Raw genomic sequence first — 16,664 nt, forward strand, 5'->3', positions numbered from 1 at the left:
CGATGGTAGACCTGATTGATGTCATCCTAGAGGGGTTCAAAGACATCGTAGATTGGGTGATCGGCCTCTTCATGGAAGGGTTGAACACCGGTTATGAAACTCTCTCTGAGGAGATGTTTAGGACCCCTACGCCCGAAACGGAGGGAGCATTTGTCTTTGGTGCGCCGACAAACGGACCCTGGCCAGCAATTCGCGATGCGTTGGTTGGGGGTGAGATTCTGCTTATCTCTCTACTTCTTTTGGTAATGTGTGTACAAGGACGACACACAGTTCGAATATTCAATATTGGAAGTGCCTATGAAGCGAGGCGGACAAAGAAGACCGCTTGGGTTGGCGCCTTCCTCATTATCAGTTGGTACTGGGTGAGTGTTCTCGGCCTCTACATCGTCGACGGATTCACTATTGCGTTGATGCCGAGTCTGGACTCCCTAGCTGATGCGATGCTGAATTTCCTCAAAGAGTCACTGACGAACCCCGGACTTGCATTCGTGTTCGCGATTATCGGTGGCCTCTCAATGTGGGCTTTGGAGGCCCTATATTACATCCGGGAGGTTTTGCTCTACGTGTATGTCTATGGAATGCCGTTGGCGTTCGCCCTCGCATACGGTAACATTCCAGTCCTTTCCGACATCGCGATGGGATTTTCCAAGCGATTTGTTCCTCTAGCAGTTCTTCCCCTTCCAGCAGCAGTCGTGTTCAAAGGATACGATCTGCTCTACTCAGAAGGGGCTCTTTCTCCAAATAGTGCGTTTCTGAAGTACTTAGTTGCCGCTTCACTACCTCTCATCGCGGTCTATCTCACTTGGAAGACCTTCAAATTCGCAACCCCGCTGACCGCTAAGATCCTTGGAGGTGCGACAAAAGGAGCAGCTCTTGTCGGCGGCGTGGCTGCCGGGGCCTACATTGGCGGCGCCGGCGTCGCGACGACCGCCGCTCGGTGGGGCCCGAAAGCCGCTGCGGGCCACGCTCTTGCCCAGAAGGCTGCTGCTCGAGGTGGGCATACCGGTGAGGGAGGAGGCGCACCATCGTACCGCCGCACGGAAAACGACCCCGGTGGAGTCACAGCGGAGACAGCGAGTGACGGCCGTGGAATGGATTTTGACCGAGGTATCCACTAACGATGTCGATCGATAAAGACGCAGCCGCACGGCGTATCATGGATCAGTTCGGTGAGGAGAGTCGTATCCCCTATCTCAACATCGAGGAGGGTGACGTAGGCATCTTGATCGCCTTCCCGATCATCGGCCTGTTCATCGCCGGCCTGACCGGCATCGAATCACTCGCTCTCCCATTCGTCGCGGGTGGCTTCGGCTTCGGCGTCGCGATCGTCTACGTCTCACCCGACCATGTGAATGCATGGACGTGGACGAAGGACGTCTATCGCTACGCGAAGCGGCCTCAGATCACGTTCAGCGCACCTGAAGAAGCCGACAATAGCACGAATGAGACGGAGCGGAACGAGGGCGGGCTCGCAAACTACACGCCGTTCAAGCCGGACGAACGAACCCAGGACCTCACGAACATCGAGCGAGCGTGGCCGGGCGCTGGCGCGATTCAACGTGCCGACGGGACGATGGAGGCGTTCATCGAGATTGACCCGGACAACATGGATTTCGCGATGTCCGACGACTGGGCCCAACTCCAGGAAGCCGGGGAAAAGTTCGCCAACAAAGAACTGGACTCGAAGCTCAAACTCCATGCGACAACCCGCTCGTTCCCCGTTGAACAGATTACGGAGACTATCGAAGATCGACTAAATGACGAAGACGTCACGGAGAATCCGATCTTCAAAGAACTCCTCGAGGAGTACCGAGAGACCCGGCCGAAGGAGATGCGCGAACGGGGCATCCAGCAAGTGCGGTACTACATCGGCGTCGAGGTCACGCCGCTGGAGGTCTACGATCGCTTCCGGGACGAGGGTACTCCTGCCGAGAAGCTGACGCAGTTCCCCGTTATCGGGTTCCTGTTCAATCCGTTTGTCACTCGCCGTGAGGACCTCACCGATGTCGAGCGCCGCGCCCAGATGTTCGAAAAGCTCGATAGCCGAGTCAACGACGTCCGAGTCGAGTTCGTCCAGCAAGCATCCGGATGGTCCGCGCGTCGACTCAGCACGGTAGAACTGTTCGTCCTGAATATGGACTTCTGGAACGGTCGCGAACACGACTACGACGAGGCAGCACGCGTTGTTCGCGAACGACCCATCATCGGCCACTCACGCCGGGAGGATGACCACAATGCGTGATCTGTCCCTCCAGTCTGGTAGCCGCGCTATCGGCCAAGCAGTCGAGTGGCTCTCGAACCCGACGTCGGCCGAAGGTGCGGCTCTCTACGTCGGGATCATTGTCGTCCTCGGCGCCGTCGGGAAATTCCTCTGGAACAGGTACACCGAGGACGACGAAGAAGAGGTCGAGTTCTCGGACCTGCTCGAGGAGGAAACGCTCGAAGACGGCCACGCCGAACGCCAGCTCCTCGACGACATCGCCGAGTCACACAAGACGGTCACGGCGCCGGCCGCCATCGAGTGGGAAACACGAGCTGCACGGGTCGGGGAGCAGTGGACGACGACGCTATACATCGCTGACTATCCGGACTATCCCAACGACGGCTACCTCAGCGAGCTCTTCGAGATGACCGACGTGCAGTTCGACCTGACGGCCCACATCACACCGAAGAACCAGGAACGGGCACGGAATGAACTGCAGGACATCGCTGACGACCTTCAGGTTGACGCCGATCTCGAACAGAGCGTCCGGAGTGCCTATCTGCAGGAGCGCGCCAATGAGGCCGCCGCGACGTACACAGCCGTCGAGAACGGTGCGAGCGTCTTCGGACAGGGTATGTTCATCACAGTGCGGGCCGACGAGAAAGACGAGCTCAGGGACGCCGTTCAGACGGTCAAGAGTGCGCTCCGCGACGATCCGGCGAACCTCACGCCGAAGACCGCAATCTGCCGGCAGGATCTCGCCCTCCAGTCCGCCGCGCCCATCGGTGACAACGAATTCGGCCGGACGTCCATCGCGCTCGGGGGCGCGGTCGGAGCGTTGCTCTCTTCGCCGCACAATGCGACGATCCTCGAGGAGGGCGGCGTCGAGTTCGGGATTCACAAGGACAACCAGAGCCCGGTCGTCATCGATCCGTTTGCTCGCGACAACGGGTACGCGATGTTCACCGTCGGCGACACGGGCTCGGGGAAGTCGTTCAGCTCCAAGCAGAACTTCATCCGGTCGATCGAGCAGAGCAAGGACCGCATCGGCATCATCCTCGAACCGCTGAACAACTGGGCTGGCGTCTCGGAGGCGCTGGATGCCAAGCGGATCACCGTCGGTGGGACGCTCGGCCTCAACCCCCTAGAGATTCGGGAGACCCCCGAGCACGTGCAGCGAGCGATGGGCGAGGACGCCAGCCCGTTCAACGAGAAGCTCGACGACGCGATGAGCTTCCTCACCAACTTCTTCGCGCTTCGTGGAATCTCACTGGGCGACCGCCGGACGACGCTCGAACTCGGTCTCAAGCGAGCGTACAAGCGCAACGGCATCACCGACGACATCACCACGCACGGCAATCCGAGTCCGACCATCCGGGACATGATGGACATCTTCGAGGAGATGGTCGACGAGCCCGAGGAGTTCGTCGTTCGGTCTGACGAGGAAGCAGGGAAGATCAAAGAGGATGCGACGTGGCTCCTCGACCAGCTCCGCCCCTTCGAGGAGGGCGGTCGGCACGCCAATCTCGGGCAACCTTCGGATTTCGACATCCGCGACGAGAAGGTCATCTACCTCGACCTCGCCCAGCAGGAGGGCAGCGTCGACAGTAGTACGGCACTGACGATGCAGCTGCTCATCTCGCTGGTCTACGAGCGTGCAAAAGTCTCGGAGAAGGAGGTCGTGTTCTACATCGACGAAGCAAGATACATTATGCAGGACGCTGCGAGTCTCGCGTTCCTCGAGACAGTCTTCCGGCACCATCGACACCACGACCTCTCGATCCGGCTGGTCACGCAGACCGTCGACGAGTTCTTCGAACACGCGGAGTCCGAAGCGATTCTGGATCAGTGTGCAGTCAAGCAGTTCCACCGATTGGACGGAATGGACAGGGAGTGGGCCGACGAGTTCGGGTTGAACTATGCACAGATGCGGTTCGTCCAAGATGCCGTCCCTGGCAACGAGGACGCTGGTTTCTCCGAAGCGCTGGTCGGCGTCGACGGCGAGTGGCGTGGGATCAAGGTCGAAGCGATGCCCAAGGAGAAGGAGATCATCGACTTCGACCCGACCACACAGGTTCGGTCCTCGCTCCCTGGCGCCGGCGACCGCGCCGTTGATACCGAGATACAGGAATTCCAGGAGGAGCTCGAATACCGAGCAACGAACGGCGAGGACGACGACGCAGACGTCATTGCGGCCGAACCGGACGGTGGGTCTACCGAGGGGGATAGCGATGGGTGACTACCTTCGCGTGACGCCGACGTCCGAACGACTCGATCCGGAGCGTATCTCTCGAGTCCTCGAGAGTCTCCACAAACTGACCACGCCCAGTTCGTCGAGTCTCGGGGCGACACTGAATCCGCTCCACAGTGAGACACCGCCGCGGTTCGAGTTCCTCGCGATGAGTAATGGCCCGGACGATCCGGTGGAGTTCTTCTACGGGGTTGATGCACACCTCGATACGCTCGAGAAGCGCCTCCGTTCCATCTACCCAGCAACGTTCAACATCGAACGCGTCGATGTTGACGTCGTCGCCCGGCTCATTCAGCCGGTCGAGTACACACCGCAGGAGTTCGTCGAGCACTACGACGCCGGTCGCCTTCAGTACGAGTTCGGTCCAGCGGAGCAGTACGATCTCATCGACGAGGAGCCAGCAGACACCAAGTCAGCCGAAGCAGAGCCGATTGTCGACGGCGGTACGGCGTCCACCACAGTACCAGATCACCACGTTACTGTCGGGGACTCGGTCCTCGAACTAGCGCCGCCCGATGCACTCCCAGACGACGAGGAGGAACGGTGGGCCATCGAGAAGCCGACGATGACACCGGAAGGCACGATTCTGGCTCGCCCGGCGAAAGACGCCGTCTCACCACTCGGTGTCCGCTGGTGTGGCTCCGCGACGCGGAAGCAGGACTGGATGACCTCGCTGACGCCGTTCACGGCGGAGGAAACGAACGGTGACCTCTCGTCCGTCGATCAATCGGGCTCAGCTCTGGCGTCGCTGATCGATCACCTGATGGAAGCAACAGCGCCGACCGCGTTCCAGGTCGTCTTCCAACGCCGATCCAGCTGGCAGGCCGACGCGGAGGTGCGGAAAGAAGACCTCGTCGACGGCCGGGATACGTTCTTCCAGGAGGTCGTCGGATCGTTGCTCGAGGTCGAAGACCAACGGAGCGACCAGGACGAACGCCAGATCAGCGAATCCGTCGAGAAACGGATCGAGTACATCGACGCGAAGAACGCCAAACGGTCGTTCACCGCCAATATCCGCGCTGTCGGCGTTCCTACCGAGGACACTCGTGACGATCTCGATGCCCGCATGGACTCACTGCTCCCGGTGTTCGACCCGCTTGATGGACCGTTCTACGAAGTCGAGGGGAAACGCCTCCGTGACAGTGGTTTCCGGGAGAAAACGAAGACGAAGAACGCACGGGCCGCTCTGCAGCGTCTCCTCGACCGCGAACTGACGACCGGACGAGGCAAGATACGTCCCGAGTTAGTGCTCTGTGGAACGGAGCTCGCGAACTTCGTGTTGGTTCCCTCCTCTGAACAATTGACGGTCGAGGGGACACGGGGCACTCGAGCCGAGCAACAGAGCAGAAATCCATTGCCGTGGCCGAATCCAGACCTGATTCAGCAGTTCCAAGACGGGATGGCCATCGGGTATGCCCTCGACGAGAACGGCGAGCCGCGACCGGATCCGATCCGTATTCCGCCGGATCTGTTGACAACGCACTACGGCCGTTTCGCGTCGACTGGCGGTGGAAAGTCGAAAGCTATCATCAATGATGCCCTCTCACTTCAAGAGACGACCGGCGGGCCCGTCGTCATTGTCGACCCGAAGGGCGACGGCATGTGCGAGAACTATCTGCGCTGCCACTACGAGCAGTTCGGTGGGTTGGACGACGTCTACCAGTTTCGCGTCCCGGAAGCCATCCCCGCGTTCTCCTTCTTCGATATCCGTCCCGCGCTGGAAGCCGGACGCAGCCGTGAGGATGCGATTCAGGATAAGGTTGACCACTTCCACGACATCCTCCGGATGATTATGGGCCGCGAGCAGCACGGTCAGGCATTCGTCGCAAACGAGATCCTCAGCTACCTGATCAAGGCGCTCTTCGATGAGGAGTACGGCAGCGACGCCTTCGGCCTTGATGATCTCTTCACGGCTGCACTCCAGATGCAACGCGAGCGGACAGTACCTCCGGTCTCTGCAGAGAATCAGAATGTCGAGGAGTCTCTCACACGGCACTTCTCGAAGGACGACCACCAGTTCCAGGTATCGATGGACGCCGTCGGGAACCGTCTCGATAAACTCAGAGAAGACGCGCACCTGCGACGTATCTTCAGTCACGTTCCGGAACGGGATGATGACGGAGACTATATTGACAACCGCTTCGATTTCCGCGAATTCCTCGGCGAAGACGCCACGATTCTGTTCGACTTGGGTGATCTGCGTCCCGAGGCACAGCGGGCAATCACACTCCTCCTGTTGAGTAACCTCTGGGACGCCGTCCAAGTGCGCCGGCGTGATGGAAAGACAGACTACGAGAACCTCACTAACCTCATTATCGAGGAAGCCGCCCCTGTGGCCTCGACAAAACTCGTCTCCGAACAATTGCTTCCACAAGGACGGTCATTCGGCCTGTGCATGGGACTGGTGATGCAGTTCCCCGGCCAAGTTCGAAATCGAAATGAGCGCGCCTACGACGAGGTTCTCAACAACATCAAGACGAAGCTCATCGGGAACATCTCCATCGAACGCGACCTCGCCGAGTCACTGGCCCACGAAGACTTGAGTCCCATTGACCTGCGAAATCGGATTAACACGCTCCCTAGCGGGGAGTGGATTGCACAACTCCCGAGCCCGTCATTCGGGGAGACGGGGCCAGCCCCATTCTCTGTGAAGCCGCTCCCGATAGCAGCTGGCCATCCAGAGAGCGACGAGCCGCTTTCTGTCGAACAGGAGGACCACTTCGAGACCGTGGCCCTCCCCCGCCTCTCGGAGCGTACACAGGCCCAGTACGGGCTTGCTGAGGCCACTAGCGAATCAGAGGCCGGAGACACCGAAGGATGGGGAAGTAGACCGACGGATGAACGGTCGACATCCAGAGAATCGGCTAGTCCTGTGGACACGACGCAGTCGTCGTTCATCGGACAGGCAACCAGTGGTTCAGCAGCCGACGAAGAGAACGAAGAGAACGAAGGAAACGAACGAAACGAAGGAAACGAAGGGGAAGACAGGGACACCACCAACCCGCTCTTTGGAGATCCTGAGTCAGAAGATCTAGTCGGTGAAGAAGAGGAGACAGCTGTCGACGAGAACGGATCGTCACCAGTACAGGCTGGTGGAGTAACCGTCCCAGATGACGAGCTTCGACGGCGCAGGCTTACTCACGACGACATCCGCTTCCTGACCCACATTCTCGACGTCATGAATGGTGACGCACCGGATCATGGACTCTTGGATTCAATGAGTGCGTTCAAGAACGACTTTGACGACCTGGACGTGCAACGACTCGTCGATCAAGACCTGCTGGAGGAAGGACGAGCGTGCGGTCGGAAGTACTACACCGTACTCCCGGCAGGGCGAGAACTGCTCGGCCAGAAACTCAAGGTCGGTCCTGGTCAGGGAGATGTCGGCGAGAAGACGCCGCACAAGGTCGGTGTGAAGCTGCTCGAACTATGGCTAGACTCTCGCGACGACGTCGCACAGGTCGAATCCTACTATGAGTACGATGAGGAGACGGTGTTCGATGTTGCCGGTCTCGATGCTGACGGGGAACTCGTGTGGGTCGGTGAAGCTGAACTCGCAAGTAACAACAAACACGCGCCGGTCGACGACTACGACAAGCAGAGTGCGGTGGATGCGAACGCTGTCTGGGCGTTCAACAGACGCGAGACAGCCGTCGAGGTGCTGGACTGTCTCTCTGAGGTTGATCGAATTGAAAGCAGTGTGGGCGGGCGTGCGGCCCGGTCGTTCTCAGACATTCGAGAGGCCGTTGAATCGTTCGACGCAGCTGGGCTGACGACGGTTCGGAGCTTCAACAAACTCGACCAGGAGTTGAACACATGACGTGGCGTCACGCAACTCGCGAAGAGATCTACCGGTACTACGCCGAGGAGTTTCCCTCATACCGTGACGAACTCCCGTCGTTCATCACAGCGAAGGGACCGAAACAGTACGCACTCGCGTTTCGGGAACCCCACCCGGTACGGAAAGACGGAGTTCCCGACAAGAACTTCATTCGGCGAGATACGTGGCAGACGAATACCTCTGGTGAGCGGACCACGGCAGCGTTTCAGGAGTTCGACGACGTCCTCGAGTTCATCCGGCATCCAGCACGGAATGATCCACTCGGTCGGAGTAACTTCGCGCTCGCAGATCCCGACCTGCTTGACAAACCAGACCCGTGTCCTGATGCAGTCTACTACGCGCTGGATCACTGGGAGCGGCCCTGGGTCCTCCTCGTCGACATCGACGCGAAAGACATCGCCAGGAACCGAGCAGCGGGTACGGTCTCGGAGGACGTCGACGATCGGGACAACGATGCGCTCCTCAACGCCGCAGGAATCCTCGACGCCGCTCCCGAGGGATATCCGTATGCCTTTGAGGATATCGAACGGGCCATCGAGTACGGCTTCGAGCTACGGGATATCTTCGAGGACGACTTCAATGCCGAGGAGACGATGGTGGTGTACAGCGGTCAGGGCGTTCACGTATATCTCCTCGATACGGACCCTGCCCATCGGTACGACGCCAAGAGTCGAGAAGTGCTGAACGACCTTCTGCAAGACACCTACGGGATCCCTATCGACCCAGTGGTTACTGCCGACCGTCGTCGAGTCGCCCGACTGCCCTACTCGTTGCACGCTGACGTCTGTAGCATCGTCATGCCAATTGAGAGCCCGACCTTCGACGTTCGGTCTGCGACACCGGAGGTGCTCCAGTCATGAGTCGGTCGACGCCTGTCGAGGACGAGAGTACCGCCTATCGCGTTGCGACGCTCCCACTCGAATACGGCACGACCCGAATCAACCAGCTGTTCACGCGGGGCTACAATCGCTACATCGTCGACGGGGAAGACCAACCAGACGATCTATTAAACGACCTCGAGCGATTCGGGACAGCGGCGTTCAAAGAAGACGTCAGGGCCAATGCCGCAGAGGAACCTTTCGTCGACGATCCCGGAACGCTCGTCGTCCTCGCAACGTTGAGTGCGATCTGCGTCAAAGCACACCCGAAGTTCGAACACGCCCCACCACGAAAGGTGCAGGTCCTCTACGATATTCGCGAGCTCTATGTCAACAATCTCGCGTCCCTCCTTCGAGAATTCGGTGACGGGGGTCTTCAACAGGATATCGCAGAAGTGCTATACGCGAAAGGCCCCGGAGAGGATGGTCCGCACCCTGGTCGCGTTTGTACAGGGATCAAGGAGATGCCCGAGTTTGGTGAGGGGTTGTATCTCGAAATCCCGATGACTGCGGCGTCGAGGGACTGTCTCGTTCACGCCGACCCCGAGCCAGGAGAGACCGGAGAACTGCTCACTCGCATCAAGGACAACTGCCTCTACGTACCGGTCGGTGATTTCGACACGAAGTATCGCGAGTACGCCAGACGTGCGTTCAAGAAGCTCCTGCGAGTCCAGGAGGAGAATCTCTCAGAAGACCAGCTGACGTGGCTGAGCACGAATGAGTCGGCCATCACAGATCGCATCGACCGCTTCATCGAGACGGGACACCACGAGCGAATCTGGCGAGACTGGAACCCCGGTGAACGGACCATCCGTGTACTCCGGGACGCGATTCGAGACGTTCCAGATGAGGTCGTCTCACTGGGGGAGTTCCACTCGGCGAAGGAGCTGTTTGAAGCAGTAGAGGCCTACGACCCAGAAGCGGACTGGAATCGGGACGTATGTGATCGTATCTCTAGTCCTCGGAGTCTTGGGAATGTTCTTGCATCCCAGCGCGACCATCGGAATCTCACTATCCGACAGCACGGAAATACGAACCACTATCGGATTCAGGAGTCTTCGCGTGGCGTACAGCCTCTTGACGTCGAGTCGATTGAAGATCTGTTCGAGCTCCCCTGTATGGCGAACATGGCCGAACGCCTCTACGAAAAGAAGCCAGTCCGAAAGGATCTGTACAGCTTTGCTCGGATGGTGATGTGGCTGCCCCAGTACCAAGACAGTGACCTCGAGACGATTGTCGCGGATCTCAAGGACATCTTCTCACGATGGCCGTGGTACGACGAACAGGTCACCGACTACCAGATTCGCTACGAATTCTCGAATACGATTGGTGGCGACACCCCGCTTCCGATGAACTGCGATAACGACGATATGCAGCGGTACTGCATCGGACAGGATGAGTGTCCATACTCGATTTGGGGGAGTCTCCCCTTCCCGGATGAGATGTACAATCGACTAAGTGAAACCGAGGGTAAGGGAAACGAGTTCTAACGCGGACAGTCGATTGTCAGGTACCACACCATTATTCAAAAGACGGGGATGTGACGGATATTGAAATCTCGTCATCCACTTTTCAGGCCTTGTATCGACCAATTTGGCCAAGAACGGGTGAGTCACTAGAACCAACATCATGTAGCCCATCATTTGCCGTCAGTCAGTTATACCAAACCTCAATTACAATGTGAATCCGATTCTCTCGAATTCAAGGACTTCACCACCCCGTCGAGTACAATCCCATCAAATCACCGTATCTTAGAACACGTCGAGGACATCAATAACCGCTGAGAACTGCCCGACGCCCCTCTTGCTAAATCTAAGCCCGTTTCATCACTCTCTGCACCTCCAAAATCATCCAAAGTAAGGCTAGGGTACACCGGTGCAAATGCCGCTGGCTCTCTCCGGCCGAGGGGCCAGCAAACGACGAGCGTCTCTAGCCGATATATCAGAAGTTACTCATTGGATAGTGGCGCGATTCGCGGTGGATTTTCTCACCCCCAGGAGGGGTGAGGGGGCGCAGTGATCGCCCACCGAACTACTATGTCTTCAGAACACGAGCGACAGCAATCGCGGCTACGTGGCGAACAGATAGAACAATCAAGCGAAGTGCCGTGGGCGGATCTCGAATTGACGGTTCCCAACGAGAGAAGTCAGCTCTCCATCGTCTCATTTGTCGAGTGTGTCCTCGTGGAACTCACCCACGAGGAGGTCGGTGCGGAGTACGTCTCTGCGAACGTGTGGGGAGCAAAGCGAACCCAGTTCATCGCTATCGACGACAACGGAGAGATGTTCCGGAAACGGCACTACGACGATCGACTCGGATGGCACGAATCGACGATCAGTCGGCGGGCTGTCCGCGAGGATCTCATCACCCGATTCACCCGGACGTCGTCGCTGACAACTGATCGCAGTCACGACGTGCCGGTCGACAACCCAGATACGTTCAGCGTCAAACCCGCTCGAAAGCTCCGGATGCACTGATCTAAGTGAGTTAACCAACAACACCCTGAGTCCAGACCTGTTGTTGGTTAATATCGTGCTCCTTTCGAAGCCAACAGCCGGTACCCGGTACGCTACACAGATCAAGAAACTATTCCTCGAAGTAAGAATTATATCCTTCAGCCTTCAATACCGAGTATGTCCGAGACAGACGCCGCCGATGGGCCACCTCCCTTCGAGGATGCGTTCAGCAGCGACGACGTCGAACAACGCATCTACGGCACCATCCTGCAGACCCGCGAGCCGACAACGGCGAGCGCGATCGCCGACAGCGCCGACTGTGACCCCAAGACCGCCCGGAAGTACCTTGGCTGGTTCGACGATTTGGGAATCGTCACCCGGCACGATGGCCATCCGGCCACCTACGAACGGAATGACGCGTATTTTGAGTGGCGACGCATCAACCAGCTCGCAGCCGACCATTCCGTCGAGGACCTGCAGGATCGCGTTCGTAAGCTGACGACACGCATCACCGAGTACGAGGCGACGTACGACGCCGCGTCACCGGCCGCCGTCGACGCCGTCGCCGCCGCGGAGGGCAGCGACGAGCGGACCATCGACGACGTGTACAGCGACCTCGCTGACTGGGCGACCGCCCGCGAGGAGCGTGACCGCTACGAACGCGCGCGCCAGCAACGCACGGGTGGCGAGCGCGAACAGGCGTCCGGGTAGCCCGCTCGATGGTGCCACCGACAGGCGATGGCGGGAGCCCTGCCCCCATCGATCGTCCAATCCTCGAGTTCCTCCAGACGCGGCTCCAAGCGACGAGGCAGGTCTCTCGAGCGACCGTCACGGATACAAGCGGCCATCTGGAACTCCACGTCGTCTTTACCTCGTCGTACTACCCGATAGCCGTCGACGAGGCGGAGTTGACGGTCCGTTGGTACACGAACGACGACTTCAAACTCCACTATCGAGAGCAGCACGCGGACCACACCTGGGAGTGTCGGTGGGACCGACACCCGAATCCGCACAATACACGGGATCATTTCCACCCCCCGCCCACCGCCCCGACGCCCGGCGAGGACGCATCGTGGCCAGACGACCATCGTGACGTCGTTGCGCTCGTCCTCGATGAGATCGAAGACCGGATCACGGTCCTGTGGGACGAGTAGGCGACCCAGCAGGGGCCAACAACTATTTCTCGCCACTGGCAGTTCTCTTAACTGAGAGTGTATTCCGTAGTTGACTCTGACTTACTCCAAGTTGCGTTTGAGGCACTGCCATTTGAGGTTGCTTTGATAGATACGACAGGAGAGATACTATTCGTTAACGAAAAATGGAAAGCATTTGGGGATAATAATAGTGGTACACACGATTCCTATTGGGTCGAAGAAAATTACCTATCTATATGTCACAGATCGAATGATCCGATCGCTACCGCTGTTGCAAATGCCCTTAGTGCTTTATTAGCGGGTGATCAAAACAACTTCCAACTGGAATACCCGTGCCATCCACCTGACGGTCAGCGCTGGTTTCTTCTTGAAGCAACAGCAGTTACCTATGATAATGCACGATATGCTATTGTCACTCACATAGATATCACTGCCCGTAAGGAGGCAGAACTTCAACGAAAAACTCGAACGGACCAGTTAGAAACCATCGTTAGTATCCTCTCACATGATCTCCGCAATCCGCTCAGCATTATTCATGGCTACGCCGAGGAGCTTTCCACCCAGGATGTAGACACGGAGACAGTCACAGCTATTCAAGAAAGCGCAGACCGGATGGCAGAACTAATTGACACAACCCTCAAATTCGCTCGCACGCAAAGCATTGATGATTTGACTCAAGTATCATTGGAAGATACCGCTATGGATGCGTGGGCACAAACTCCAACAGCCAATGCGTCGCTGGAGATCGAAGCAACACGTTCATTTATGGCCGATAAACAGCTTCTCCACCAACTGTTTGCAAACCTATTTCGGAACGCCGTTGAACACGGTGGATCATCAGTGACCGTCTGGGTAGGAACGACTACTGACGGAATATACATTGAAGATAATGGCTCAGGGATTCCAGCCGCCAAACGCGACCAATTACAGGAGCGTGACGTCTCTCGCGATTCGAAAACGGGATTGGGACTAGCAATCGTTCGAGCGATTGTGATCGCACATGACTGGTCTTTTGCTATACTTGAAGGCCGTGAAAATGGGACACGTATTGAGATCTCTGGTATCCCTTCCAGTATAAACAGCAATTAAACGATATAGGCTAGTATGAATTTTTAGGAGTTGGTTCGTCTGTACTGAACAGCGGTTCTATGTGACAACCAATAGGATATCTGAATCCTGTACTTGCCATAGATCGTTAGAATTGTGTCAAATTTTAAAATTTCCAATAGAACCAATTCGGTCAGTGCGACGGCCATCTGATGATCCCTCTGTTGATTGGATAGCTGCATCCCCAGCGTTGGCCGCGGCTTCTTGGATAACCCTACGTGCTCTAGAAAACGCCGACAGGGGATGTCGGCATTCATGTCCCTACGGTGGTGTGTCAACCGTGGTGGTTCTGAGACCGGGTGACAATATGGCTATTGTCTTCACGTTGGAGCGATCTCAGCGCAGCGAGGTTGTATGTCTCGTGTCGAACAGTCGATGGGTGTTGACTGGTCTTTCCCCCCGCCAGCTGGTTCTTAGAACACAACTGGTATCAACCTATTGGCCGTTTGGTAGTATTAGAAATGGTGGATAACAATCTCTGAAAACAATTATAGAAATTGATAATCGGCTACTCTAAGTCAACATATTGGTTTTCCCAGTCTCGGCGAGCTTCGAGTTCTCGAGTGCCGCGAGCAGTGATCGAGTAGACGTTTGTCCGCTGGTCCTTCTCACCTTTTTCAACCAGTCCTTTGTCTACGATCTCGTCTAGATTCGGGTAAAGCCGTCCATGGTGGATTTCTTTCTCGTAATAGTCTTCGAGTTCGTCTTTGATGGCAAGGCCGTGTGGCTCTTCTTGACCGGCGATCACGTATAGCAAATCCCGCTGAAACCCAGTAAGATCGTACATACTATTGGACTCTTTGAGTAGTCGCATAAAGCCCCACCTATCTCTGATGTAGAGTTATTAGTTTTCAATTGTTTTACAGCGAGAGTCTCAGATACATGGTCACACAGTCACCACTATCGATCTGTTTACGAATATCCCACGATGGATAGTAAAACCTCATTCGTAGAACGGCCTCGAGGAGTGAATCCGAAAGAACAGAGACCGCTCGTTCCAGTCAGAAACCGCTCTCCTCCACCGACAATCCGCTCTCAAAGCTGGTTTTTTCGCGCCTGACGGGTGAGGCGCGTCCACGCGTACCTCGAGAGCACCCATGAGTACAGATCGACCGATCCAAAGCGAGCAACACCAGGACTACCAACATGATTGTAATAACACCAGTGACCGAGAGCAACGCTATTCCGGCGACATCGCTCGACTGAACGAGCACGAACTCGTCGCCATCGACGAGTGGCTGCCAGGCACGGAGCCAACACCGTACGAGATTGACCTCACCGATGGTTTTGAGTACCGCACTCGGTACTGGCGCTGCCGGAACTGCGGTCAAGAACGAAATCGTCGTGATGAGTTCATCGATCACTGTGAGACGCCAGACCCACCAACTCTACTCGAGGCAGGTGGCTACTCGATCGAGGATTCGCGAACCCGGCGTGCATTAAGCGAGGAGATGGACGTCCGGTTCGCCAGGGTGGGCTCCATCTACGAGGTCGTCAGCGAGAGCGGGAACACCTACGAGGTTAACGTTGAGACGGAGACGTGTACCTGCCCAGATTGGAAACAACGCCAGCCCACCGGTGGTTGTAAGCATCTCAGACGTGTTGATCTCGAGATCCGAACTGGGATCATCCCCGCTCCAGATGGGACGTTCAATCGATAACAGTAGTTAGCAAGACTATTTCTTTATCCAGTGTTGGTCAGGAAACTCGCGCTCAGTACAGGACAAGCAGTTACCGCAGAAGCCCGAATCAGTCTTCTCGCATAACTGCTAACCGGAACTGGTCAAACGATCGAATTACCTCGACGAACTCGCCGGGATCGACCGGTTTTTTCAGGACTGCATCTTCGTCCGCATCGTGATCGAGGTCATGGGATTCGATCAGGTCTTCATCCAGCCCAGTCAGGATTATCACCGGGACGTGATCCAGTTTCGGGTGATGTTTAATCTCGTGTAGAACGTCCTCACCGTCCACTCTCGGCAAGTTTAGGTCGAGTAGTACAATGTCCGGTCGGGGAGCGTCTTCGTACTCTTCGCGTCGATGAATGAAGTTGAGTGCTGCTTGCCCATCGGTGACGGCGTTGAGTTTGGTTGCGACGTTGCCCTCCGAGAAGGCTTCTTCAATGAGGCGAACATCACCCGGATTGTCTTCTACCAATAGTATTTCAGCCTCTGAAAGCCCACTATCCATAGTATGACGATTCAGGTTAACGCGTATAAGGGATTCGGCGAGTGGCTTGTGTCGTATTTCACTTCTCCTATTTCCGATACAATCGTCCACTCGACCCAGTAGTTATCAATTAGTACAGAAAGCTTAGACACCGTCCAAGCAGAAAACCCCAAAACCTGTTGGCACTATCTTTTCGGCTTCGCGGCTTGTTGCAGGCGTATGGACGAGTTCCTCAGAATAGTATCAAACGGCCAGCGTCGCCAAACTCTTCTCGAATTACATGGCCGTTCTGTACAAGCAGATGGTGGTGTAACAATAGCAGACCCTACTGAGAATTGTACGGAAGAGTCGGAAATACAGTTATATCACAATCATCTTCCTCGATTGGCAGAGGGCGATTACATCGTTTGGAATCAAGATACAGGTGAGGTGAGAAAGAGGCCCAAATTTGATGAAATAAGGCCCCTTCTTGAACTTCTTGATAGTCACGCTGATGAATTGCCTGAGAATCGGATCTGAAGGGACATGTAAGCCTATCTGCTGGTGTTCAGTACGCAGACATAGTTACCGGAAACACTGTGTCCGAGAATCAGAGTGGGGTCGGG

At 56.6% G+C, this 16,664-nt stretch carries 14 protein-coding genes; 12 read left to right on the plus strand and 2 right to left on the minus strand.

What is annotated here, in order from left to right; genetic code table 11:
* The first annotated feature begins 2 nt into the window (after positions 1-2).
* From NDI89_RS20220 to NDI89_RS20265, 10 genes are all read left to right on the plus strand, one after another.
* Complete coding sequence (locus tag NDI89_RS20220; RefSeq protein ID WP_277524324.1) at positions 3-1,118, plus strand: TrbL/VirB6 family protein; 1,116 nt, start codon at positions 3-5, stop codon at positions 1,116-1,118.
* Positions 1,119-1,120: 2 nt separating this feature from the next.
* Complete coding sequence (locus NDI89_RS20225; protein ID WP_277524326.1) at positions 1,121-2,242, plus strand: TraC-like domain-containing protein; 1,122 nt, start codon at positions 1,121-1,123, stop codon at positions 2,240-2,242.
* A complete protein-coding gene (locus NDI89_RS20230) occupies positions 2,226-4,442 on the plus strand; it encodes a VirB4 family type IV secretion system protein (protein WP_277524328.1) in 2,217 nt (738 codons plus the stop codon). Before NDI89_RS20225 ends, NDI89_RS20230 begins: the two co-directional genes overlap by 17 nt.
* A complete protein-coding gene (locus NDI89_RS20235) occupies positions 4,435-8,274 on the plus strand; it encodes an ATP-binding protein (RefSeq protein WP_277524330.1) in 3,840 nt (1,279 codons plus the stop codon). Before NDI89_RS20230 ends, NDI89_RS20235 begins: the two co-directional genes overlap by 8 nt.
* Positions 8,271-9,155, plus strand: coding sequence for a bifunctional DNA primase/polymerase (locus NDI89_RS20240; RefSeq protein WP_277524332.1), 885 nt, complete (start codon positions 8,271-8,273; stop codon positions 9,153-9,155). The genes NDI89_RS20235 and NDI89_RS20240 overlap by 4 nt, the downstream gene beginning before the upstream one ends.
* Positions 9,152-10,663, plus strand: a complete 1,512-nt coding sequence (locus NDI89_RS20245; RefSeq protein WP_277524333.1) for a primase-associated protein — start codon at positions 9,152-9,154, stop codon at positions 10,661-10,663. The genes NDI89_RS20240 and NDI89_RS20245 overlap by 4 nt, the downstream gene beginning before the upstream one ends.
* A 693-nt stretch (positions 10,664-11,356) precedes the next feature.
* Entirely contained in the window at positions 11,357-11,650 is a 294-nt protein-coding gene (locus NDI89_RS20250; protein WP_277524335.1) for a DUF8030 family protein, read from the plus strand.
* A gap of 156 nt (positions 11,651-11,806) precedes the next feature.
* A complete protein-coding gene (locus NDI89_RS20255) occupies positions 11,807-12,340 on the plus strand; it encodes a DUF7342 family protein (protein ID WP_277524337.1) in 534 nt (177 codons plus the stop codon).
* Positions 12,341-12,348: 8 nt separating this feature from the next.
* Positions 12,349-12,783, plus strand: a complete 435-nt coding sequence (locus tag NDI89_RS20260) for a toxin-antitoxin system TumE family protein (protein WP_277524338.1) — start codon at positions 12,349-12,351, stop codon at positions 12,781-12,783.
* A gap of 57 nt (positions 12,784-12,840) precedes the next feature.
* Positions 12,841-13,872 carry a PAS domain-containing sensor histidine kinase gene (locus NDI89_RS20265; protein ID WP_277524340.1) on the plus strand — a complete coding sequence of 344 codons (1,032 nt, stop codon included), beginning with the start codon at positions 12,841-12,843 and terminating at the stop codon, positions 13,870-13,872.
* A 526-nt stretch (positions 13,873-14,398) separates the two neighbouring features.
* On the opposite strand, the gene NDI89_RS20270 is transcribed toward NDI89_RS20265, so the two are convergent.
* Positions 14,399-14,677 carry a PadR family transcriptional regulator gene (locus tag NDI89_RS20270; protein WP_277524342.1) on the minus strand — a complete coding sequence of 93 codons (279 nt, stop codon included), beginning with the start codon at positions 14,675-14,677 and terminating at the stop codon, positions 14,399-14,401.
* Between the two features lie 310 nt (positions 14,678-14,987).
* Between NDI89_RS20270 and NDI89_RS20275 the strand changes: the two genes are divergently transcribed.
* Positions 14,988-15,551, plus strand: a complete 564-nt coding sequence (locus NDI89_RS20275; RefSeq protein ID WP_277524344.1) for a hypothetical protein — start codon at positions 14,988-14,990, stop codon at positions 15,549-15,551.
* Positions 15,552-15,639: 88 nt separating this feature from the next.
* On the opposite strand, the gene NDI89_RS20280 is transcribed toward NDI89_RS20275, so the two are convergent.
* Positions 15,640-16,080, minus strand: a complete 441-nt coding sequence (locus tag NDI89_RS20280; RefSeq protein ID WP_277524346.1) for a response regulator — start codon at positions 16,078-16,080, stop codon at positions 15,640-15,642.
* Between the two features lie 198 nt (positions 16,081-16,278).
* Between NDI89_RS20280 and NDI89_RS20285 the strand changes: the two genes are divergently transcribed.
* Positions 16,279-16,578: a DUF7344 domain-containing protein gene (locus NDI89_RS20285; RefSeq protein ID WP_277524348.1), complete on the plus strand. Its 300-nt coding sequence runs from the start codon at positions 16,279-16,281 to the stop codon at positions 16,576-16,578.
* Positions 16,579-16,664: the final 86 nt, after the last annotated feature.

Origin of the sequence: Natrinema salsiterrestre (assembly GCF_029502005.1) — an archaeon.
Lineage (GTDB): Archaea > Halobacteriota > Halobacteria > Halobacteriales > Natrialbaceae > Natrinema > Natrinema salsiterrestre.